Source organism: Polynucleobacter tropicus (assembly GCF_013307225.1).
Lineage (GTDB): Bacteria > Pseudomonadota > Gammaproteobacteria > Burkholderiales > Burkholderiaceae > Polynucleobacter > Polynucleobacter tropicus.
In genome coordinates this window covers 41,928-65,126 of sequence record NZ_CP028942.1, presented here as the reverse complement: position 1 = coordinate 65,126, position 23,199 = coordinate 41,928, and the positions used below count along the sequence as shown (strand labels likewise).

The 23,199-nt window shown below is 46.8% G+C and carries 25 protein-coding genes and 1 pseudogene; all 26 read right to left on the bottom strand.

The window, feature by feature from the left end; all coding sequences use genetic code 11:
* Position 1: 1 nt before the first annotated feature.
* Positions 2-397 carry a 30S ribosomal protein S8 gene (rpsH, locus tag DCO17_RS00380; RefSeq protein ID WP_068947700.1) on the bottom strand — a complete coding sequence of 132 codons (396 nt, stop codon included), beginning with the start codon at positions 395-397 and terminating at the stop codon, positions 2-4.
* 24 nt (positions 398-421) lie between these two features.
* Positions 422-727 (bottom strand): 30S ribosomal protein S14, encoded by a 306-nt coding sequence (gene rpsN, locus DCO17_RS00375; protein ID WP_173954856.1) that lies wholly within the window; start codon positions 725-727, stop codon positions 422-424.
* Positions 728-736: 9 nt separating this feature from the next.
* Positions 737-1,279 (bottom strand): 50S ribosomal protein L5, encoded by a 543-nt coding sequence (gene rplE, locus DCO17_RS00370; protein WP_173954855.1) that lies wholly within the window; start codon positions 1,277-1,279, stop codon positions 737-739.
* 16 nt (positions 1,280-1,295) lie between these two features.
* A complete protein-coding gene (gene rplX, locus DCO17_RS00365) occupies positions 1,296-1,604 on the bottom strand; it encodes a 50S ribosomal protein L24 (RefSeq protein ID WP_173954854.1) in 309 nt (102 codons plus the stop codon).
* 9 nt (positions 1,605-1,613) lie between these two features.
* Positions 1,614-1,982, bottom strand: a complete 369-nt coding sequence (gene rplN / locus DCO17_RS00360) for a 50S ribosomal protein L14 (protein ID WP_173954853.1) — start codon at positions 1,980-1,982, stop codon at positions 1,614-1,616.
* 181 nt (positions 1,983-2,163) lie between these two features.
* The gene (gene rpsQ / locus DCO17_RS00355) at positions 2,164-2,433 is read right to left on the bottom strand and encodes a 30S ribosomal protein S17 (protein ID WP_114639437.1); all 270 of its coding nucleotides are present in this window, start codon (positions 2,431-2,433) and stop codon (positions 2,164-2,166) included.
* A gap of 12 nt (positions 2,434-2,445) precedes the next feature.
* Positions 2,446-2,640 (bottom strand): 50S ribosomal protein L29, encoded by a 195-nt coding sequence (gene rpmC, locus DCO17_RS00350; protein WP_068947697.1) that lies wholly within the window; start codon positions 2,638-2,640, stop codon positions 2,446-2,448.
* A gap of 14 nt (positions 2,641-2,654) precedes the next feature.
* Positions 2,655-3,068 (bottom strand): 50S ribosomal protein L16, encoded by a 414-nt coding sequence (rplP, locus tag DCO17_RS00345; RefSeq protein ID WP_011901907.1) that lies wholly within the window; start codon positions 3,066-3,068, stop codon positions 2,655-2,657.
* Between the two features lie 2 nt (positions 3,069-3,070).
* Entirely contained in the window at positions 3,071-3,898 is an 828-nt protein-coding gene (gene rpsC, locus DCO17_RS00340; protein ID WP_173954852.1) for a 30S ribosomal protein S3, read from the bottom strand.
* Between the two features lie 8 nt (positions 3,899-3,906).
* Positions 3,907-4,239 (bottom strand): 50S ribosomal protein L22, encoded by a 333-nt coding sequence (gene rplV / locus DCO17_RS00335; protein WP_215317762.1) that lies wholly within the window; start codon positions 4,237-4,239, stop codon positions 3,907-3,909.
* Positions 4,240-4,246: 7 nt separating this feature from the next.
* A complete protein-coding gene (rpsS, locus tag DCO17_RS00330) occupies positions 4,247-4,525 on the bottom strand; it encodes a 30S ribosomal protein S19 (protein WP_011901904.1) in 279 nt (92 codons plus the stop codon).
* A gap of 19 nt (positions 4,526-4,544) precedes the next feature.
* Positions 4,545-5,375: a 50S ribosomal protein L2 gene (rplB, locus tag DCO17_RS00325; protein WP_068947694.1), complete on the bottom strand. Its 831-nt coding sequence runs from the start codon at positions 5,373-5,375 to the stop codon at positions 4,545-4,547.
* 2 nt (positions 5,376-5,377) lie between these two features.
* On the bottom strand, positions 5,378-5,692 hold the full coding sequence (gene rplW / locus DCO17_RS00320; protein ID WP_068947693.1) for a 50S ribosomal protein L23: 315 nt from the start codon (positions 5,690-5,692) through the stop codon (positions 5,378-5,380).
* On the bottom strand, positions 5,689-6,309 hold the full coding sequence (gene rplD, locus DCO17_RS00315) for a 50S ribosomal protein L4 (protein WP_114639433.1): 621 nt from the start codon (positions 6,307-6,309) through the stop codon (positions 5,689-5,691). The genes rplW and rplD overlap by 4 nt, the downstream gene beginning before the upstream one ends.
* 11 nt (positions 6,310-6,320) lie before the next feature.
* Positions 6,321-6,977 carry a 50S ribosomal protein L3 gene (gene rplC / locus DCO17_RS00310; protein WP_173956647.1) on the bottom strand — a complete coding sequence of 219 codons (657 nt, stop codon included), beginning with the start codon at positions 6,975-6,977 and terminating at the stop codon, positions 6,321-6,323.
* Between the two features lie 198 nt (positions 6,978-7,175).
* A complete protein-coding gene (gene rpsJ / locus DCO17_RS00305; RefSeq protein ID WP_011901899.1) occupies positions 7,176-7,487 on the bottom strand; it encodes a 30S ribosomal protein S10 in 312 nt (103 codons plus the stop codon).
* Between the two features lie 122 nt (positions 7,488-7,609).
* Positions 7,610-8,800, bottom strand: a complete 1,191-nt coding sequence (gene tuf, locus DCO17_RS00300) for an elongation factor Tu (RefSeq protein WP_173954841.1) — start codon at positions 8,798-8,800, stop codon at positions 7,610-7,612.
* A 48-nt stretch (positions 8,801-8,848) separates the two neighbouring features.
* Positions 8,849-10,951 carry an elongation factor G gene (gene fusA, locus DCO17_RS00295; RefSeq protein ID WP_173954850.1) on the bottom strand — a complete coding sequence of 701 codons (2,103 nt, stop codon included), beginning with the start codon at positions 10,949-10,951 and terminating at the stop codon, positions 8,849-8,851.
* 27 nt (positions 10,952-10,978) lie between these two features.
* Positions 10,979-11,449, bottom strand: coding sequence for a 30S ribosomal protein S7 (gene rpsG, locus DCO17_RS00290; protein WP_068320103.1), 471 nt, complete (start codon positions 11,447-11,449; stop codon positions 10,979-10,981).
* Positions 11,450-11,603: 154 nt separating this feature from the next.
* On the bottom strand, positions 11,604-11,984 hold the full coding sequence (gene rpsL / locus DCO17_RS00285) for a 30S ribosomal protein S12 (RefSeq protein WP_068947691.1): 381 nt from the start codon (positions 11,982-11,984) through the stop codon (positions 11,604-11,606).
* A gap of 178 nt (positions 11,985-12,162) precedes the next feature.
* The gene (gene rpoC / locus DCO17_RS00280; RefSeq protein ID WP_173954849.1) at positions 12,163-16,425 is read right to left on the bottom strand and encodes a DNA-directed RNA polymerase subunit beta'; all 4,263 of its coding nucleotides are present in this window, start codon (positions 16,423-16,425) and stop codon (positions 12,163-12,165) included.
* Position 16,426: 1 nt separating this feature from the next.
* The gene (gene rpoB, locus DCO17_RS00275; RefSeq protein WP_173954848.1) at positions 16,427-20,527 is read right to left on the bottom strand and encodes a DNA-directed RNA polymerase subunit beta; all 4,101 of its coding nucleotides are present in this window, start codon (positions 20,525-20,527) and stop codon (positions 16,427-16,429) included.
* Positions 20,528-20,754: 227 nt separating this feature from the next.
* Positions 20,755-21,132 (bottom strand): 50S ribosomal protein L7/L12, encoded by a 378-nt coding sequence (gene rplL / locus DCO17_RS00270; RefSeq protein ID WP_173954847.1) that lies wholly within the window; start codon positions 21,130-21,132, stop codon positions 20,755-20,757.
* Positions 21,133-21,276: 144 nt separating this feature from the next.
* A pseudogene (gene rplJ / locus DCO17_RS00265) lies at positions 21,277-21,795 on the bottom strand (50S ribosomal protein L10); the annotation flags it as partial.
* Positions 21,796-22,032: 237 nt separating this feature from the next.
* Positions 22,033-22,734 carry a 50S ribosomal protein L1 gene (gene rplA / locus DCO17_RS00260; protein WP_173954845.1) on the bottom strand — a complete coding sequence of 234 codons (702 nt, stop codon included), beginning with the start codon at positions 22,732-22,734 and terminating at the stop codon, positions 22,033-22,035.
* A 2-nt stretch (positions 22,735-22,736) separates the two neighbouring features.
* Positions 22,737-23,168, bottom strand: coding sequence for a 50S ribosomal protein L11 (gene rplK / locus DCO17_RS00255; RefSeq protein WP_173954844.1), 432 nt, complete (start codon positions 23,166-23,168; stop codon positions 22,737-22,739).
* Positions 23,169-23,199: the final 31 nt, after the last annotated feature.

The following is a 23,199-nucleotide window of genomic DNA, read 5'->3' as shown; positions in this document are numbered from 1 at the left end:
CTTAGGCTACGTAGCAAATAACTTCGCCGCCCACGCCTGTTGCACGTGCTTTACGGTCTGTCATTACGCCTTGAGGGGTTGAAATAATTGCAATGCCCAAGCCATTCATTACTTCTGGAATGTCATGACGGCCTTTATAGATACGCAGACTTGGTGTTGAAACACGGTCGATACGCTCGATAACTGGACGGCCTGCATAGTATTTGAGATCAATGTGGAGCACTGGCTTAGCTGCCTCACCTTTGATTTCAAAACTTTCGATATAGCCCTCGTCCTGCAAAACTTTTGCGATGGCTACTTTAACTTTTGACGACGGCATTGTGACCAAAGGCTTCTGCACTGCTTGCGCATTGCGGATCCGGGTCAACATGTCGGCGATTGGATCGCTGATACTCATGAGTTCTCCTAATTCTTTCGCCGCTTACCAGCTGGCCTTGGTTAAACCGGGGATTTCGCCACGGAAGGCGATTTCACGAATCTTGCCGCGAGCCAAACCGAATTTACGGAATGTGCCACGTGGACGACCGGTTAATGAACAACGATTTCTTTGACGAATCGGGCTTGCATTACGTGGAAGTGCCTGTAGCTTCAAGCGGGCTTCATAACGCTCTTCATCGCTGCGTGATTGATCAGCAATGATCGCTTTGAGTTCTGCACGCTTAGCAGCGTACTTCTCTACAGTTTTTGCGCGCTTATTTTCGCGCTCAATTAGGGATAGTTTTGCCACGTTAGCCTCTTAATTGCGGAAAGGGAATTTGAATGCTGCCAACAAAGCTTTTGCTTCTTCGTCGGTCTTAGCAGTCGTTGTAATACTGATATTGAGACCACGGAGGGCATCAATCTTGTCGTATTCGATTTCAGGGAAAATAATCTGTTCTTTAACGCCGATGTTGTAGTTACCACGGCCGTCAAATGCTTTACCAGAAATACCGCGGAAGTCGCGTACGCGTGGCAAAGCAACAGTTACAAAACGATCTAAAAATTCGTACATGCGTTGACCACGCAATGTCACCATGGCACCAATTGGGTAGCCCTGACGAATTTTGAAACCTGCAATCGCTTTTTTAGCTTTCGTTACAACTGGCTTTTGGCCTGCAACTTTAGTTAAATCACCAACTGCATTTTCGATAACTTTTTTATCATTCACTGCTTCGCCCAAGCCCATATTGAGGGTTACCTTGGTGATGCGTGGAACTTCCATTACAGACTTGTATCCAAACTTAGCGATCAAATCTGCAACAACTTTAGCTTGATAGTGCTCCTGAAAACGTGTGCTCATAATTTCTCTCCGCCCCTTACGCGCTCAATGTTGCACCAGTGGTTTTGAGGAAACGCTGCTTTTTGCCATCAACGAGTTTGATACCAACACGTGATGGTTTGCCGTTACCGTCAACCAAAGCCACATTAGAAATGTGAACGGGCATAGTCTTATCAATCAAGCCACCGGTAACACCAGCTGCTGGATTAGGTTTAACACTCTTCTTGTAAACATTTACGCCTTCGATAACTAATTTGTCATCGAGAACAGCCGTTACAGTTCCTTGCTTGCCCTTATCGCGGCCAGTCAATAGAACAACGGAATCACCTTTACGAATCTTATTCATGTCAGCCTCTTAAATTACTTCGGGGGCAAGAGAAACGATCTTCATGAACTTCTCAGTACGCAATTCGCGTGTGACAGGTCCAAAGATACGTGTGCCAATTGGCTCTAACTTAGCGTTGAGCAATACCGCAGCGTTGTCATCGAACTTAATCAATGATCCGTCTGGACGGCGAACACCCTTGGCTGTTCTAACAACAACAGCGTTATAAATATCACCTTTTTTTACACGGCCGCGTGGAGCAGCTGACTTCACAGTGACTTTGATTACATCACCAATACTGGCATAACGACGCTTAGAGCCGCCCAATACTTTGATGCACAACACTTCACTGGCGCCTGTGTTATCGGCAACCTGCAATCTACTTTCGGTTTGTATCATTTCTAATCCCCAACTTATTAGCCAAAGGCAAACAGTCTTGGTTCCGTCTATGGGCTTTAACGAAAGCTAAAACCCGGAATTAATGAAAACACTGCTTCTCCAATAAAACCAGAGAAGCCTTCTATTCTACTACGAAAAACAAGGTTTTGGGAAGATTCTTCTCCAAAACCTTAAAAAAGCCTTAAATACCCTTTGAAGCCTGAACCAAACGGGTCACAACCCAAGATTTAGTACGTGAAATTGGCTTAGATTCAGCAATTTCAACGGTATCACCCATCTTGTATGTGCCTGCTTCGTCATGAGCATGGTACTTTTTGGACTGGCCAACGTACTTACCAATCACTGGATGCTTAACTTGACGCTCTACCAATACGGTCACAGTTTTTTGCATTTTGTCGCTAACAACGCGGCCCACGAGGGTACGGCGCAAGGGTTTAGATAATTCTGTCATATCCCTTTTTCCTTATTTCTGAGCAGTCTTTTGGGCAATAAACGTCTTCACGCGAGCAATATCACGTTTCGTTTTACCCAATTGGCTGGTATTTGTCAGTTGCTGAGTACCCTTTTGCATACGGAGCTTAAAGTTAGTCTTTAAGAGCTCTGTCAATTCTGCGTTTAAGGCAGTCAGATCTTTCGCTGCTAATTCTTTATTTTTCATAATCTCTATCCCGATCAACCTAAGTGGCGAATCACGAAGGTAGTCTGTAAAGGCAATTTAGCTGCGGCAAGCTTGAAAGCTTCGCGCGCCAATTGCTCATCCACACCATCCATCTCGTAAAGCACTTTGCCTGGTTGAATTTCAGCTACGTAGTACTCTGGGTTACCTTTACCGTTACCCATACGTACTTCAGCAGGTTTTTGTGAAATTGGCTTATCTGGGAAAATACGAATCCAAATACGGCCACCACGTTTAATGTGACGGGTCATTGCGCGACGTGCTGACTCGATTTGACGAGCAGTTAAACGTCCACGACCAACGGCCTTCAATCCAAAGTCACCAAAGGCTACAGAACTACCGCGTGTTGCCACGCCAGTATTACGGCCTTTTTGTTCCTTACGATACTTGCGACGCTTTGGTTGTAGCATGCTTACTCTCCTGACTTCTGCGCATCAGCGGCAGGTGTTTCAACCTTACGCACGCGCTTTACTGCTGGCTTAGCAGCAACTAATGGCTTGTCAGCACCAGCAGCTGGTTTACGAGCAGCTGTTTTGCTTGGAGCACGACGAGTTTTCTTTTCTTCTGCAGCAGGTTCAGCAGCTGGAGCAGCCACTTGAGCCTCTGTACCGCGACCCAATGTGTCGCCTTTGTAAACCCAAACTTTTACACCGATGATGCCGTATGTAGTTTCAGCTTCTGATGTTGCGTAATCAATATCAGCCTTCAATGTATGAAGTGGAACGCGACCTTCACGATACCATTCGCGACGCGCAATCTCTGCGCCATTCAAACGACCAGAAGACATGATCTTGATGCCTTGTGCGCCAAGACGCATTGCATTTTGCATAGCGCGCTTCATAGCACGGCGGAACATAATGCGCTTCTCTAACTGTTGAGTAATAGAGTCAGCGATCAATTGTGCGTCAACTTCTGGCTTACGAATTTCTTCGATGTTCACGTGAACTGGAACACCCATGCGCTTTTGTAATTCGCGACGGAGAACTTCAATATCCTCGCCTTTTTTACCAATCACAACACCAGGACGTGAGCTATAGATAGTGATGCGTGCGTTCTTCGCAGGACGCTCAATCACAACCTTGCTAACAGATGCATTCTTTAACTTCTTCTTCAAATAGCTACGGACATCTACGTCCTCTTTGAGCATCTTTGCGAAATCAGTATTGTTTGCATACCAACGTGATGTCCAATTCTTCGTTACCGCGAGTCGGAATCCGGTAGGGTTAATCTTTTGGCCCATATTTTTCCTTAGTTACTCAAGGTCACGCTAATGTGACAAGTTTGTTTTTCGATTTGATTGCCACGACCCTTAGCGCGCGCAGTGAAGCGCTTCAAGGATGTTGCTTTATCAACGATTACCGCTGATACCTTGAGCTCATCAATGTCAGCACCTTTATTGTGTTCAGCATTTGCAATCGCTGACTCAACTACTTTTTTCACAATGAAGGCAGCTTTTTTGGGGCTGAAGTTCAAAATGTTTAATGCGCGAGCAATTGGCAAACCACGGATTTGGTCAGCGACCAAACGTGTCTTTTGCGCAGAAATGCGGGCACCCTTGTGAATAGCTTTAACTTCCATCATCATCCCCTTACTTCTTCGTTACTTTCTTGTCAGCAGCGTGACCTTTGAAAGTACGGGTCAAGGCGAATTCGCCTAACTTATGACCCACCATGTTTTCTGATACATAAACCGGAACGTGTTGGCGACCGTTATGTACAGCAATCGTCAGACCAATGAAGTCTGGGAGGATTGTTGAACGGCGTGACCAAGTTTTGATCGGCTTTTTGTCCTTGTTGGCTTGTGCAACTTCAACTTTTTTTACCAAGCTGGCGTCGCAAAATGGGCCTTTTTTAGCTGAACGTGTCATATCTATTTATCCTTATCGCTTAACGTTTTTGACGACGTTGAACGATCATCGAAGTTGTACGCTTATTGCGACGTGTGCGATAACCTTTGGTTGGAGTGCCCCATGGAGATACAGGTACACGGCCTTCGCCAGTTCTACCTTCACCACCACCGTGTGGGTGATCTACTGGGTTCATTGCCACACCGCGAACGGTTGGGCGTATACCACGCCAACGATTTGCACCTGCTTTACCAATTTGACGCAAGCTATGCTCTTCGTTACCAACTTCACCAATAGTGGCACGGCACTCGATCAACACACGGCGAACTTCGCCAGAGCGCAAACGTACTTGAGCGTAAACACCCTCACGCGCCAACAATACTGCTGAACCACCAGCAGAACGTGCAACCTGCGCACCTTTGCCTGGCAGAATTTCTACGCAGTGAATGGTGCTACCAACTGGAATGTTACGAATTGGCAAATTGTTACCAGACTTGATTGGCGCTTCAGAGCCATTCATGATTGCCTGACCAACAGTCATACCTTTAGCAGCTGGAATGTAGCGACGTTCACCATCAGCAAACACGATCAATGCAATATTTGCACTGCGGTTTGGATCGTATTCCAAGCGTTCAACCTTTGCTGGAATACCATCTTTGTCGTTGCGCTTAAAGTCAACAACACGATAGTGATGCTTATGACCACCGCCCTTATGACGAGTAGTTATATGGCCGTTGTTGTTACGACCCGCTTTTTGAAACTGTGGCTCTAACAATGGTGCAAAAGGCTTGCCTTTATGGAGGTCAGGATTGACCACCTTGACCATTGAGCGACGACCTGGTGAGGTCGGTTTTGTCTTCATCAAAGGCATGATTAATTCGCCTCCGCTTCAAAGTTAATTTCTTGACCTGGCTTCAAATTCACGTAGGCCTTCTTAGTGTGGTCACGACGACCTTCAAAACGGCCATAGCGCTTTGGCTTACCTTTTTGATTCACGATTTGAACTGAGTCAACTTGCACTTTGAAGAGCAACTCAACTGCTTGTTTCACATCGCTCTTGTTTGCGTCGCGAGCTACTTGGAAAACTACTTGTTCGTTTTTCTCTGCAACCATAGTGGCTTTTTCAGAGATAACAGGACCAAGCAGAACCTTCATCAGGTTGTGATCGTTTTTACGGACTTGGCTCATTTCAGCAACTCCTCAATTTTTGCGATCGCTGCTTTGCTTACCAATACTTTTTTGTATTGAACCAAAGCTAATGGATCAGCGTGCTGTGGCTCAACCACGGCAACTTTATGCAAGTTACGTGATGCCAAGTACAAATTCTCACTAACTTGATCAACAATGATCAAGACTGAATCCAAGCCCATTGCTTTAACTTTCTCAGCTAAAACTTTAGTCTTTGGAGCATCAAGATTGAATTGATCAACAACATTCAAACGACCTTCGCGAGCCAACTGAGACAAAATTGATCTCATACCAGCGCGGTACATTTTCTTGTTTACTTTTTGGCTGAAATTCTCTTCTGGAGAATTCGGGAATATACGACCACCTCCACGCCACAGCGGGGAAGAGCTCATACCAGCACGTGCACGACCAGTACCTTTTTGACGCCAAGGCTTCTTGGTTGTGTGCTTAACTTGCTCACGGTCTTTTTGTGCACGGTTACCGCTACGTGCATTTGCTTGGTAAGCCACTACAACTTGGTGTACCAATGCTTCGTTATATTCACGCTCGAATACTTCTGGTGAAGCTTGTACGCCTGCACCTAAAGTACCGTTGTCCTGGAGAAGCTTAAGTTCCATATTCGCTCTCCTTATTTCTTCTTCAACGGTGTTTTAACCGCTGGAGTAACAATAACTTTACCGCCTGGGGCACCTGGAATAGCGCCTTTAACCATGATGAGATTACGTTCTGCATCAATGCGTGCGATGACTAAATTTTGTACGGTACGTGTAACGTCACCAAGGTGGCCAGTCATGCGCTTACCTGGGAAAACACGACCTGGATCTTGCGCCATACCGATAGAGCCTGGTACGTTGTGTGATCTAGAGTTACCGTGAGATGCGCGACCAGAAGCGAAGTGATAACGCTTGATGGTACCTGCGTAACCTTTACCGATTGTTACGCCTTGCACATCCACTTTTTGACCAGCAGTAAACGCAGCGTCAGCAGGAATTACTTGTCCTGGTGTCATTTCTGCGATTTTTGCTGCATCTAATTGGAATTCGTTGAGTGCATTACCGGCCATTACACCTGCTTTAGCAAAGTGACCAGCCATTGATTTGGTAACGCGAGTTGCTCTACGTGTGCCATGTGCCAACTGGATAGCGTCATAGCCATCAGTTGCCTGGGTCTTGATTTGAGCGATTCTGTTGTCGCTCACGTCAATTACGGTGACAGGAATCGCTTCCCCTTCGTCCGTAAATAGACGGGTCATGCCGACCTTGCGGCCGATTAAGCCTAAGCTCATATTCATGCTCCACGCCGACTTCGATTGGTCGGCAAAATTAATTTAAGTGATTTACAAGTAAAAGTACTTCTAAATCAATAACTTACAACGTTTTTAATGCTAATAAAACCATAAAATCTGCCAAATATCACTCAGCAGAGCCTTAGATTCTATCCCGAAAACCCAGTCTTGGCAAGTGCCGAGACTGGAAACAACAAATTACTGCAACTTAATTTCGACGTCCACACCAGCTGGGAGGTCTAATTTCATCAAAGCATCTACAGTTTTCTCTGTAGGATCAACGATATCCATCAAACGCAGATGGGTACGGATCTCTAACTGATCACGAGATGTCTTGTTTACGTGTGGTGAACGCAAGATGTCAAAACGCTCAATACGGGTTGGCAAAGGCACTGGACCCTTAACAACTGCACCAGTACGTTTAGCTGTATCAACGATTTCAGCTGCAGACTGGTCGATCAAACGGTAATCAAACGCTTTAAGACGAATACGAATTTTTTGGTTTTGCATATTAATTCCAAAGAGCGGTGTGGTGCTGCCACGTTATACATCTAAAGAGCACGGTGACATCAGCAGCACTGATGTCACCGGTTAGCAAACCGCTAAATATTGTTACTAGTAATACCTACTTCTTAAGCCAAAATCTTTGCAACCACGCCGGCGCCAACAGTACGGCCACCTTCACGGATCGCAAAACGTAAACCTTCTTCCATCGCGATTGGCGCGATGAGTTTTACAGTGATCGTGACGTTGTCACCAGGCATCACCATCTCTTTGTCTTTTGGCAACTCGATTGAACCAGTTACGTCCGTTGTACGGAAGTAGAACTGTGGACGATAGTTGTTAAAGAATGGAGTATGACGACCACCTTCATCTTTACCAAGAATGTAAACCTCAGCGGTAAAGTGAGTATGTGGAGTGATAGAACCTGGCTTAGCCAATACTTGGCCACGCTCAACTTCTTCACGTTTTGTGCCGCGTAACAAGATACCAACGTTGTCACCTGCTTGACCTTGGTCGAGCAATTTACGGAACATTTCAACACCAGTACAAGTGGTCTTGAGAGTTGGCTTGATACCAACGATTTCAATCTCTTCGCCAACCTTGATGATGCCGCGCTCAATACGACCAGTTACCACAGTACCGCGACCAGAGATAGAGAACACGTCTTCTACTGGCATCAAGAACGCACCGTCAACAGCACGCTCTGGAGTTGGGATATATGTATCTAAAGCTTCAGCCAATTTCATGATGGCTTCTTTACCCAATGGGCCTTCGTCGCCTTCTAATGCCAACTTAGCAGAACCGCGGATGATTGGAGTGTCATCGCCTGGGAAGTCATATTTAGACAGAAGTTCACGAACTTCCATTTCAACGAGCTCTAACAATTCAGCATCGTCAACCATGTCGCACTTATTGAGGAACACAACGATGTATGGAACGCCAACCTGACGTGCCAAGAGGATGTGCTCACGAGTTTGTGGCATTGGGCCGTCTGCAGCAGAGCAAACCAAAATCGCGCCGTCCATCTGCGCAGCACCAGTAATCATGTTTTTTACATAGTCAGCGTGTCCTGGGCAGTCAACGTGAGCATAGTGACGACCAGCAGTTTCGTATTCAACGTGTGCTGTGTTAATCGTAATACCACGTGCTTTTTCTTCTGGAGCAGCATCGATCTGATCGTATGCTTTTGCTTCGCCACCGAATGCCTTTGAGAGCACAGTTGCGATTGCTGCTGTCAATGTGGTTTTACCGTGGTCAACGTGACCGATGGTGCCTACGTTTACGTGCGGTTTTGTCCGCTCGAACTTTTCTTTTGCCATTTTTGTCTGCCTTCTTAGCTAGTCAATATCAAAATTAATGTGAATAAATTACTTCGCTTTAGCAGCCATAACTGCTTCTGCTACGTTCTTAGGTGCTTCTGCGTAATGCTTAAATTCCATGGTGTAGGTTGCACGACCTTGCGTCAAAGAACGCAAGCCAGTGGAGTAACCAAACATCTCTGCGAGAGGAACTTCTGCACGAACAATCTTGCCGCCGCCAGGAATGTCATCCATACCTTGCATAATGCCGCGACGTGAAGAAAGGTCACCCATCACGTTACCCATGAAATCTTCTGGAGTCTCAACTTCAACTGCCATCATTGGCTCAAGCAATACTGGAGCTGCTTTACGCATACCATCCTTGAACGCCATAGAGCCCGCCATCTTAAATGCGTTTTCATTGGAGTCAACGTCATGGTATGAGCCGAAGAACAGGGTTGCTTTGATATCAACCACTGGATAGCCAGCCAATACACCGGAGTTCAATGTTTCAACAATGCCTTTTTCTACCGCAGGGATGTATTCGCGAGGAACTACACCGCCCTTAATAGCGTCAACGAATTCGAAGCCTTTACCTGGTTCTTGTGGCTCAAGCTTCAATACAACGTGACCGTACTGACCGCGACCACCAGACTGCTTAACGAACTTACCTTCGATTTCGTCGCATGTCTTACGAATAGTTTCACGGTATGCAACCTGTGGTTTACCTACAGTTGCTTCAACACCGAATTCACGCTTCATACGGTCAACCAAAATTTCCAAGTGGAGCTCGCCCATACCGGAAATAATGGTTTGGCCTGATTCCTCATCGGTCTTGACGCGGAATGAAGGATCTTCTTGAGCCAAGCGGTTCAATGCAAGACCCATTTTCTCTTGGTCTGCTTTTGTCTTAGGCTCAACTGCCTGAGAGATCACAGGCTCAGGGAACTCCATGCGCTCCAAGATCACAATGTTATCTGGGTCACACAATGTTTCGCCTGTTGTTGCGTCTTTCAAACCAACCGCAGCAGCGATGTCGCCTGCGCGAACTTCTTTAATCTCTTCACGTTGGTTAGCATGCATCTGCAACAAACGACCAATACGCTCTTTCTTGCCCTTAATTGGGTTGTAGATCGTGTCGCCTGAATTAATCACGCCTGAATACACGCGGAAGAAGATGAGCTGGCCAACGAATGGGTCAGTCATGATCTTGAATGCTAATGCTGAGAATTTCTCATTGTCATCAGCTTTACGCTCAGTCTCAGTACCGTCTTCCAACTCGCCCTTAACTGGAGGAATATCCACTGGTGATGGCATGTAATCGATCACGGCATCCAACATCGCCTGAACACCCTTGTTCTTAAAGGCAGTTCCGCAAAGCATTGGAACAATTTCGCCAGCGATCGTACGCGTACGAAGCGCCTTCTTAATTTCTTCTTCGCTTAATTCTTCGCCGCCAAGATACTTGTCCATCAACTCTTCTGAACTTTCAGCAGCGGCTTCAACCATTTTCTCGCGCCATTCTTCGGCGCTGGCTTGCAATTCAGCAGGAATATCTTCATAAGTAAACTTAGTTCCCTGTGAAGCATCATCCCAAACGATTGCTTTCATCTTCACCAAATCTACAACGCCTTGGAAATTTTCTTCAGCGCCAATTGGAATTTGAATCAAGATTGGGTTCGCCTTCAAGCGAGACTTCATCTGTTCGTACACTTTGAAGAAGTTCGCGCCTGTACGGTCCATCTTGTTTACGAATGCTAAACGTGGAACACCGTACTTGTTTGCTTGACGCCAAACTGTTTCAGACTGTGGCTGAACTCCACCTACCGCGCAATACACCATGCAAGCGCCATCGAGAACACGCATGGAACGCTCAACCTCAATAGTGAAGTCTACGTGTCCTGGGGTATCAATAATGTTGATACGGTGCTCTTGATAATTACCTGCCATGCCTTTCCAGAAGGCTGTGGTTGCAGCAGAAGTAATCGTGATACCACGCTCTTGCTCTTGCTCCATCCAGTCCATGGTAGCTGCGCCATCATGCACTTCACCAATCTTGTGATTAACACCGGTGTAGAACAGAACGCGTTCAGTAGTAGTTGTTTTACCTGCGTCAATGTGCGCAGAGATACCAATATTGCGATATCGATCAATGGGGGTTTTGCGTGCCACTGTTTATGCCTTTTCTTAACTATTCGATTAGAAGCGGAAATGTGAGAAAGCTTTGTTAGCTTCTGCCATACGGTGAACTTCTTCACGCTTCTTCATTGCGCCACCACGACCTTCAGCGGCTTCTAATAATTCGTTGGCCAAACGTTGAGCCATCGATTTTTCGCCACGCTTCTTAGCGGCTTCGCGCAACCAGCGCATTGCCAAAGCGGAACGACGTGATGGACGAACTTCAACAGGCACTTGATAGTTAGCACCACCAACGCGGCGGCTCTTCACCTCAACCATTGGCTTAACGTTGCCCATGGCTGTTGAAAAAATTTCGAGGGGTTCTTTATTTGCTTTTTTCTCGATGTGATCAAAGGCACCGTAAACGATACGCTCTGCAACCGATTTCTTGCCGTCCAACATGAGGACGTTCATGAATTTAGCTACTTCTACATTGCCGAATTTTGGATCCGGCAAAATTTCCCGTTTGGGAACTTCACGACGACGTGGCATAACTACTCCTTCAGTTCAGTTAGGGGAAGTTCACATGAACCACCCGCTCCGGCTGTTCTACTATCTAAGAAATTCCTTAAACGGAACAGCCACTTACTTGCCTTTTAAGTCTGACAAAAATGACTTACTGCAACTACAACTGCTTAATTAAAAATTAAGCAGCTTTCTTAGCGCGCTTAGCACCGTATTTAGAACGTGCTTGCTTACGATCTTTAACACCTTGCAAGTCCAAAGAACCGCGAACGATGTGGTAACGCACACCTGGCAAGTCCTTCACACGACCACCACGGATCAACACTACAGAGTGTTCCTGGAGGTTATGGCCCTCACCGCCAATGTATGAAATCACTTCAAAACCATTGGTCAAGCGAACTTTGGCTACTTTACGAAGCGCAGAGTTAGGCTTTTTAGGAGTGGTTGTGTACACACGGGTACATACACCACGGCGCTGCGGGCTGTTTTGCAGCGCAGGGCTCTTGCTTTTAACGGTCAGCCTTGTTCTTGGCTTGCGTAATAGTTGATTAATTGTTGGCATAAAAATAGCTCGGTTAGTACTTCTTTGTTGCTTTCTTCAAGAAAATCAATGACTTAGAGAATTTCTAGGTCAAAAAGACCCTCTTCTGAATCAGTAGAACTCAGCATTCTAGCTTGGCCAGCCCTCCCCGTCAACCAAAATGGGGGAAAACTGGCCATTTGTGGCCAGAATTACCAAATTAGCTTGGATCAGCCTCCCCAGTTGGAGCAATGACTTCAGCCTCTATTTCCACAGGGGCGCTAGCCATTGCCTCTTCCTCGGCAGCAATCATTTGAGCGCGATCACGCTCGAATTGCTCTCTGACCTTGCGGGCACGGCGATAAGACAAGCCGGTACCAGCAGGGATCAGACGACCAATAATGACGTTTTCCTTGAGGCCACGGAGGGTATCGGTCTTGCCCATAATTGCGGCTTCGGTCAATACACGGGTGGTTTCTTGGAAAGAAGCCGCTGAAATGAAGCTGTCTGTCGACAAAGATGCTTTAGTGATACCAAGCAATACGTTGTCGAATGAAGCTGGGCGCTTACCTTCGGCGATGACGCGATCATTCTCGTCATAGAGCTTAGAACGCTCTACTTGCTCACCGGGAATGAATGTGGTGTCGCCTGGATCAGTTACCTGAACACGACGCAACATCTGACGCACGATCACTTCAATGTGCTTGTCATTAATCTTCACACCCTGGAGACGATAAACGTCTTGAACTTCATCAACGATGTAAATCGCCAACTCTTCAATACCTTTGAGAGTCAAGATGTCATGTGGATCGGCAGGGCCTTCCACAATCATCTCGCCCTTGTTCACTACTTGACCGTCGTGAACAAGAACTTGCTTCTCTTTTGGAATCAAGAATTCATTAGCTTCGCCATCCATATCGGTAATGACTAAACGTTGCTTACCTTTGGTTTCTTTACCGAAGGAAACGGTACCGGTCACTTTTGCCAATACAGCAGCATCTTTTGGTGAACGAGCTTCGAACAATTCCGCAACGCGTGGCAAACCACCGGTAATGTCGCGAGTTTTCTGGGATTCGATTGGAATACGTGCCAATACTTCACCCACTTCGACTTTCTGACCATCCTTAACAGTAATCAAAGCGCCTACTTGGAGGCCAATGTTTACTGGATGATCAGTACCAGCGATCATCACGTCATTGCCCTTGTCATCAATCAGATTGATCACTGGGCGAACGCCTTTGCTTGCAGCTGAACGACGTTTACCGTCAATTACTACCAAAGTGGAAAGGCCAGTAACTTCGTCAACCTGCTTAGCAACGGTTACACCTTCTTCAACGTTGTCAAAGCGTGCAACACCTGCGTATTCAGAAATAATCGGGCGTGTTAATGGATCCCATGTGGCCAAGCTTGCGCCTGCCTTCACTGCTGCACCTTCTTTTAACAAGAGAGTTGCACCGTAAGGCACTTTATGACGCTCGCGCTCACGACCGTTGTCATCAACGATCAAGGCTTCACCAGAACGTGAAATCACAATCTGCTCGCCCTTCGCATTCTTCACAACACGCATCGTGCCAGAGAACTTCAAAGAACCGTTCGATTTAGCTTCAATATTGCTTGCAACCAAAGCACGTGATGCAGCACCACCGATGTGGAAGGTACGCATGGTCAACTGTGTTCCTGGCTCACCGATAGACTGAGCAGCAATCACACCAACTGCCTCGCCAACGTTTACCAAACCACCGCGACCTAAGTCACGTCCGTAGCACTTCGCGCACAAACCATAACGAGTTTGGCAAGAAAGCACTGTGCGAACCTTAACTTCATCGATACCCAATGCAACGATTTGATCAACGTGATCTTCATCAAGCAATGTATCGTTAGGAACGATCACTTCTTGTGTATCAGGATGAACGATGTCACCGATGCATACACGACCCAAAATACGATCGCGCAATGCTTCGATAATTTCGCCGCCCTCAACAAGCGCCTTCATAGTTACGCCAGTAGATGCGCCGCAATCTTCTTCGATTACCACGAGATCTTGGGTAACGTCACACAAACGACGTGTTAAGTAGCCAGAGTTCGCTGTCTTCAACGCAGTATCGGCTAGACCCTTACGAGCACCGTGAGTTGAAATGAAGTACTGCAATACGTTCAAGCCTTCACGGAAGTTCGCAGTAATTGGGGTTTCAATAATGGAGCCGTCCGGCTTAGCCATCAAACCACGCATACCAGCCAACTGACGAATCTGCGCAGCAGATCCACGCGCACCAGAGTCCGCCATCATGTAGATGGAGTTAAAGGATTCTTGGCGAGCTGTTTTACCGTTACGGTCGAGTACATCAACGTGTGACAACTCATCCATCATGGCCTTACCAACTTGGTCACCTGCGGCACCCCAAATATCAACCACATTGTTATAACGTTCTTGATTGGTTACGAGACCTGACATGAACTGCTTGTCGTATTCCTTAACCTTGGTAGACGCCTCAGTAATGATGCGGTCTTTAGAAGTTGGAATCAACATATCGTCGATAGCAATCGAGATACCAGCTTTGGTAGCCAAGCGGAAACCAGACTGCAACAAACGGTCAGCAAAAATGACAGTCTCGCGCAAACCACACTTACGGAATGAAGTGTTGATCAAACGTGAGATTTCTTTTTTCTTCAACGGCTTGTTGATTTCCTCGAAAGACATACCCTTAGGCAGAATCTCTGAGAGGATTGCACGGCCAACTGATGTCTGATAGATCTTGGTCTTCTCAGCAAAACGCGCATCGCCTTCTGCCTTCTTGTCCACCACCTCATACTCAGTAATACGCACAGCAACACGAGAAGCCAATTCGACTTGACCCGCTTCGTATGCGCGAACTACTTCAGTAATGTTGGCGAAAACCATACCTTCGCCTTTGCCGTTGATCTTGTCGCGGGTTGCATAGTACAGACCCAACACCACGTCCTGCGAAGGAACGATAGATGGCTCGCCGTTAGCTGGGAACAATACGTTGTTCGAAGCCAACATCAATGTACGTGCTTCCATTTGCGCTTCGAGCGACAAAGGAACGTGAACCGCCATTTGGTCACCGTCAAAGTCCGCGTTAAATGCCGCGCAGACTAATGGGTGCAACTGAATTGCTTTACCTTCAATCAACATTGGCTCGAAAGCCTGAATGCCAAGACGGTGCAATGTAGGCGCACGGTTCAACATGATTGGATGTTCACGAATCACTTCTTCGAGAATGTCCCAAACGATTGGCGTCTGACTTTCAACTTCTTTTTTTGCAGCCTTGATAGTGGTTGCAATGCCCAAAGTCTCAAGCTTGTTAAAAATAAATGGTTTGAATAACTCGAGCGCCATCAATTTTGGCAAGCCGCACTGATGCAATTTCAATGTAGGGCCAACCACGATCACCGAACGACCAGAGTAGTCAACACGTTTACCGAGCAAGTTTTGACGGAAGCGACCGCTCTTACCTTTAATCATCTCAGCCAAGGACTTGAGAGGACGCTTATTAGCGCCTGTCATAGCCTTACCGCGACGACCGTTGTCGAGCAATGAGTCAACCGCTTCTTGCAACATGCGTTTTTCATTGCGCACGATGATTTCTGGTGCACGCAATTCCAACAAACGCTTCAAACGATTGTTACGGTTAATTACACGACGATAGAGGTCATTCAAATCAGAAGTAGCGAAGCGACCGCCATCCAATGGCACCAATGGGCGCAACTCTGGTGGCAATACTGGCAACACTTCCATGATCATCCAGTCAGGCTTAATACCTGAGCTTTGGAACGCCTCAAGCACTTTTAAGCGCTTAGCGTATTTCTTGATCTTGGCATCGCTACCAGTTGCTTTCAAATCTGCACGAATGGTCTCAACTTCGCGATCGATATCAATCGAACGTAAGAGTTCACGAATACCTTCTGCGCCCATGATGGCGGTAAATGCACCGTCACCATACTCTTCAGTTTTAGCAATGTACTCATCTTCAGACATGATCTGACCGCGCTTCATTGCGCCTTCAGGGGTCATGCCAGGATCTACAACTACGTATGCTTCAAAGTAAAGAACGCGCTCGATATCTCGCAATGTCATATCGAGAACCATGCCCAAGCGGGATGGCAGGGACTTTAAGAACCAAATATGCGCTACAGGGGCTGCCAACTCAATGTGGCCCATGCGCTCACGACGTACCTTAGCGAGAGTAACTTCAACACCGCACTTCTCACAGATAACGCCACGGAACTTTAAGCGCTTGTACTTACCGCATAAGCACTCGTAGTCTTTGGTTGGTCCAAAAATCTTGGCGCAGAACAAACCATCACGCTCGGGCTTAAAAGTCCGGTAGTTGATGGTTTCTGGTTTGCGTACTTCACCAAAAGACCATGAGCGAATTTTCTCAGGGGATGCGAGGCCAATCTTGATGACATCAAACTGCTCATCACCCTGCGTTTGCTTAAATAAATCGAGCAATGCTTTCATATCAGTTGCGCTCCATGTCAATGTCAATACCCAACGAACGGATCTCTTTCACCAGAACGTTGAAGGATTCGGGCATGCCAGCATCAATCGTGTGCTCGCCCTTGACGATGTTTTCATAAACCTTGGTTCGGCCTGTGACGTCATCGGACTTCACTGTCAGCATTTCTTGCAAGACATATGAAGCGCCGTATGCTTCGAGGGCCCAGACTTCCATCTCACCAAAGCGCTGACCACCAAACTGAGCTTTACCACCCAATGGCTGCTGCGTTACTAAAGAGTAAGGTCCAGTTGAACGAGCATGCATCTTGTCATCAACCAAGTGGTGGAGTTTCAGGACGTGCATTACGCCAACAGTTACAGGACGCTCGAACTGATCGCCAGTGCGACCGTCAAACAGAACCATTTGCTGACGTGATGGGGTCATTTGCAATGATTTAGCAACCTCTTCTGGGTATGCCAACTCAAGCATGCGACCGATTTCAGCCTCGGTAGCACCGTCAAACACTGGAGTTGCAAATGGCAAGCCTTGGCGTAAGTTCTCAGCCAATGCATTGATTTGCTCATCAGTGAAATTGTCGATGTCTTCTTGACGGCCAGTCTCGTTGTAAAGCTGCTTGAAGAACTTGCGTAATTCAGCTTGCTTCGCTTGTTGACGAACCATTTCATCGATACGCTTACCAATACCTTGAGCAGCCCAACCTAAGTGGGTTTCCAAGATCTGACCAACGTTCATACGTGAAGGAACGCCCAATGGGTTCAAGACGATATCAACAGGACGCCCGTCAGCCATAAATGGCATATCTTCCGCAGGAGCAATCTTAGAGACCACACCTTTGTTACCGTGACGACCGGCCATCTTGTCACCAGGCTGCAAGCGACGCTTAACAGCCAAGTAAACCTTAACCATCTTCGTTACGCCAGGCTGCAAATCATCGCCTTGGGTAAGCTTAGTACGCTTCTCTTCAAAAGCTTCATCAAACTGCTTACGCTTCGCTTCGATGGAAGACTTGATCGCTTCAACTTGTGAAGCAACTTCATCATCTGCTGGACGAATATCAAACCAATGGTATTTGTCCAAATCAGCAAGGTAATCCTTGTCGATCTTGGTGCCTTTAGCCAATTTCTTAGGGCCGCCGTTAGCAACTTTGCCAACCAACAGCTTTTCTAAACGCATGAAGGCATCACCTTCAACAATACGCAACTGGTCGTTCAAATCCAAACGATAGCGTTGCAATTCTTCTTGAATAATCGACTGTGCACGGGCATCGCGCTCAATACCTTCACGTGTGAAGACTTGAACATCGATAACGGTGCCAACCATTCCGGAAGGAACACGCAAAGAAGTATCTTTAACATCAGATGCTTTTTCACCGAAGATCGCACGGAGGAGCTTCTCTTCAGGAGTGAGAGTAGTCTCGCCCTTTGGAGTTACCTTACCAACCAATACGTCACCGGCCTCTACTTCAGCACCGATGTACACAATACCGCTCTCATCCAAACGGGAGAGTTGTGACTCTGCCAAATTGGAGATGTCGCGTGTAATTTCTTCGGAACCTAACTTGGTATCACGAGCAACCACTGACAACTCTTCAATATGAATAGAGGTGTAGCGATCATCAGCAACAACTTTCTCAGAGATCAAGATTGAATCTTCGAAGTTGTAACCGTTCCATGGCATAAATGCCACAGTCATGTTTTGACCCAAAGCCAATTCGCCCAAATCGGTAGATGCGCCGTCAGCAACCACGTCACCGCGGGCTACACGATCGCCAACCTTCACGATTGGACGTTGATTGATATTGGTATTTTGGTTCGAACGGGTGTACTTGATGAGGTTATAAATATCCACACCAACTTCACCAGCAGCAGTTTCGTCATCGTTCACACGAATCACAACACGATTCGCATCAACATAATCCACGATACCGCCACGGGCTGCCAACACAACAGTGCCGGAGTCAACCGCAACAATACGCTCTAAACCTGTACCAACCAATGGCTTATCTGGACGCAAGCAAGGAACCGCTTGACGTTGCATGTTCGCACCCATCAACGCACGGTTCGCATCATCGTGCTCCAAGAATGGAACCAGTGAAGCAGCAGCAGAAACGATCTGGCTAGGAGCAACGTCGATGAAATCGATGCGCTCTGGGCTCACCATCATGGTCTCACCAGCTTGACGAGCAGAAACGAGTTCGTCAGCTAACTTACCATTTTTGTCGATCGTCGCATTTGCCTGAGCAATCACATACTTCGCTTCTTCAATTGCAGAGAGGTAAACCACTTCATCGCTTACCTTGCTATTGGAAACTTTACGGTATGGAGTCTCTAAGAAGCCATGCTCATTCAAACGCGCGAATAACGCGAGTGAGTTGATCAAACCAATGTTTGGTCCTTCTGGAGTTTCGATTGGGCAAACACGTCCGTAGTGAGTTGGATGCACGTCGCGCACTTCAAAACCAGCGCGTTCGCGTGTCAAACCACCAGGTCCCAATGCAGAAATACGACGCTTGTGCGTGATCTCTGAGAGTGGGTTAGTTTGGTCCATAAACTGGGACAACTGTGAAGAACCGAAGAACTCACGAATTGCAGAAGAGATTGGCTTGCTGTTAATCAAGTCATGCGGCATGAGGTTTTCTGTTTCGGCTTGGCCGAGACGTTCTTTAACCGCACGCTCTACACGTGATAAACCAGCACGGAATTGGTTTTCTGCCAATTCACCAACGCAACGCACACGACGATTACCTAAGTGATCGATATCGTCTACTTCGCCTTTGCCGTTACGCAAATCTACGAGGGACTTAATGGTGTCGAGAATATCTTCGTTCGACAAGACCATTGGGCCTTCCATTTCAGCACGGCCAAGACGGCTATTGACCTTCATACGGCCAACACGAGATAAATCGTAAGTATCTTCGCTGTAGAACAAGCGTTGGAATAAAGCTTCAACAGCATCTTCTGTTGGAGGCTCACCAGGACGCATCATGCGGTAGATAGCAATTCGAGCGGCTGTTTGATCGGCAGTTTCATCAGTACGCAATGTCTGAGAAATGTACGCACCAGAATCCAAATCATTGGTGTAGATGGTTTCCAATTGCTTGATGCCAGCATCGCGCAATGTTGCCAACAACTCTTCAGTGATTTCATCATTAGCGTAAGCCAAGATTTCACCAGAATCTGGATCAACAATATTGCGTGCAACCACACGACCTACTAAGTAGTCATCTGGTACAGCAATCGATTTTGTCTTAGCAGCTTCGAGTTCACGAATGTGTTTTGCGTTGATACGCTTGTCTTTTTGAATGACTACAACGCCATTCTTGTCCACCACATCAAAGCTAGCCAACTGGCCACGCAAACGCTCTGGAACAAATTCCATTGATGCACCATTAGCGGTCAATGAGAAATGATCAAAATTGAAGAAGTTTGCAAGAATCTGTTCGTTATTTAATCCAATTGCCTTAAGCAAAATGGTGACAGGCATCTTACGACGACGGTCAACGCGGAAATACAGAATATCTTTTGGATCAAACTCGAAATCAAGCCATGAGCCACGGTAAGGAATGATGCGTGCTGAGAACAGCAACTTACCAGAGCTATGAGTTTTGCCCTTATCGTGCTCAAAGAACACGCCTGGGGAACGGTGCAACTGAGAAACGATTACGCGCTCAGTACCGTTAATCACGAAAGAACCGTTTTCTGTCATGAGCGGAATTTCGCCCATGTAGACTTCGCTCTCTTTTACTTCTTTAACCTTAGTAGGCGCTTCGCGATCATAAATAATCAAGCGAACTTTTGCGCGTAAGGCAGAGTGATATGTGTAACCACGTTGTTGACATTCTTTAACGTCAAACGGTGGCTGTGACAACTGATAAGACACGTATTCCATACGTGCATAACCATTGTTGGACACAATTGGGAATGCTGATGTAAAGGCGGCTTGTAAACCCTCAGTTAGACGTGAGGTTGCCGGCTTATCAGCCTGTAAAAATTTAGCGTAGGACTCCAGCTGCGTTGCGATCAGGTAAGGAACCTGATGGTTATTTACTCGCTTAGCAAAGCTTTTACGGACTCGCTTGCGTTCGGTGAAGCTATAGTTCATTTCATCTCCGAATTCAGCGACTGTACAAAGATTTGGCGATTGGCCACTACCAATCACTGGCGGACAACACTACATCGCTTGGATCTAGTGTCCGACCAAACTTGCATTCTGCAGTCGTATCAGAAGGCAAACCCGATTTCAATCAGAAATGAAATCGGGTTTGACCTCTAAAGGTCAAACCCAACATGGCTAACGCCCCTTTGTGAGAGGCGCCAGCTGAGTTTGTATTACTTGAGTTCTGCCTTAGCGCCAGCTTCTTCAAGCTTCTTCTTGGCTTCTTCAGCAGTCTTCTTATCAACGCCTTCTTTGATTGGCTTCGGTGCACCGTCAACCAAATCTTTAGCTTCTTTCAAACCGAGTCCAGTAATTTCACGAACTGCTTTAATTACTGAAACTTTGTTTGCGCCAGCTTCAACGAGGTTTACTGTAAATTCAGTTTGCTCTGCACCACCAGCATCACCACCGCCAGCACCTGCAGGACCAGCAACAGCCATAGCTGCAGCCGAAACACCAAATTTCTCTTCGAACGCTTTAACCAAGTCGTTCAAATCCATAACAGACATGCTACCTACTGCTTCAATGATTTCTTCTTTAGTAATCGCCATTTTTAGCTCCTAATACTTAAATAGTTAATTTGTCGCTTATTCAGCGGCAGGGGTTTCGTTTGTTGCTGTAGCTTCTGGGGCTGCTGGTTCAGCTGCAGGTTCTGCGGCTGGCGCAGCTTCTGCCACTGGGGCCGCCTCTACAGGTGCTGCCGCTTCGGCTACTGGAGCAGGTGCTCCAGCTGCTTTTTGCGCAGCCACTGCGCCCAATACACGAGCCATCGCAGATACTGGGGCCAACATCACACCCAACAACGTTGATAACAACTCTTCACGGCTTGGAATTGTCGCGAGGGCTTTAACGCCTGCAACGTCCAACAACTTACCGTTGTATAGACCAGCTTTAATCACTAGCAAATCTTGAGTCTTAGCAAAGTTCTGCAATACTTTTGCCGAAGCAATCGGATCAGCAGAAATGCCGTAGATCAAGGGGCCAACCATCGAATCAGCAAGAGGCTCAAACTGTGTGCCTTGTGCAGCACGACGTGCCAATGTGTTCTTCAAAACACGAAGATATACACCTTGGTCACGTGCGTTAGCACGTAGCTTTGTCAATTGCTCAACTGGAATACCACGGTATTCAGCGAGAACGACAGTTTGGGCTCCAGCCAATTGAGCGCCGACATCAGCAACAATCGCTTTTTTGTCTTGTACATTCAAAGGCACGGTTTAACTCCATAAAAACCAACTGTTTCCAGTTGGGGTTACACACCAGCGTCTGATCATTTGTTCACAAAGGTTCTTGTGAAAATCTTTTCAGGGTCGCCATCTGCGCTGGTCGTTACTTTCGCAACAATTAAGAATTAACCCTTTGCTAGCAACTAATTCACCAACGGTCTTTGATGTTCGACTCTCACTCCAAGAGTGGGAGTCGACCCAAAGTTCTTTTTTGTTACAGGCTAATTAAGCTGCCGCCTGTAACGATGCTTGGTCTACGCGTACGCCTGCACCCATGGTGCTGCTTACGGCAACCTTCTTCAAATAAATCCCCTTAGATGCAGGAGGTTTTGCTTTATTCAAAGCCTCAAGCAATGCGAGCAAGTTCGATTTCAATGCAGCTGGCTCGAATGAACGACGGCCAATGCTTGCATGCACGATACCGGCTTTGTCTACGCGGAACTGTACTTGACCAGCTTTTGCATTTTTCACTGCAGTTGCCACGTCAGGTGTAACTGTTCCTACTTTTGGATTTGGCATCAAACCACGTGGGCCCAATACTTGACCTAAAGTACCAACAATTTTCATTGTGTCTGGAGATGCGATCAACACATCAAAATCAATTTTGCCGCCTTTAATTTGTTCGGCTAAATCTTCCATGCCAACGATTTCTGCACCAGCAGCTTTAGCTTGATCAGCCTTCTCGCCTTGTGCAAAAACAGCGACACGAACATGCTTACCTGTACCAGCTGGGAGCACAACCGCGCCACGCACAACTTGGTCAGATTTCTTGGCATCAATACCCAACTGAACAGCAACGTCGATAGACTCATCGAACTTAGCTGTTGCACACTCTTTAACAAGGTTCAACGCATCTTCCAATGGGTAAAACTTGTTGCGATCTACTTTGGACTGAATTGCTTTTACGCGCTTAGATAATTTAGGCATGATTAGACTCCTTCCACAGTGATGCCCATGGAACGGGCGCTACCAGCGATTGTGCGAACTGCCGCATCCATATCAGCTGCTGTCAAATCTGGCATTTTTGCTTTAGCGATTTCTTCCGCTTGAGCACGAGTAATTTTTCCTACCTTATCGGTATGAGGACGTGGTGATCCTTTTTCGATCTTTGCAGCCTTCTTAATCATGATGGTTGCTGGAGGAGTCTTCATGATGAATGTGAAGCTCTTATCAGCGAACGCTGTAATCACAACTGGAATTGGCAAGCCAGGTTCCATGCTCTGAGTTTGAGCATTAAACGCCTTACAGAATTCCATAATATTGAGGCCGCGTTGACCCAATGCTGGACCTACGGGTGGTGATGGGTTTGCTTTACCTGCAGGAATCTGCAGCTTAATAAAGCCAACAATCTTCTTTGCCATGTGTTGCTCCTTAAAGCGCGCCTAACCTCAT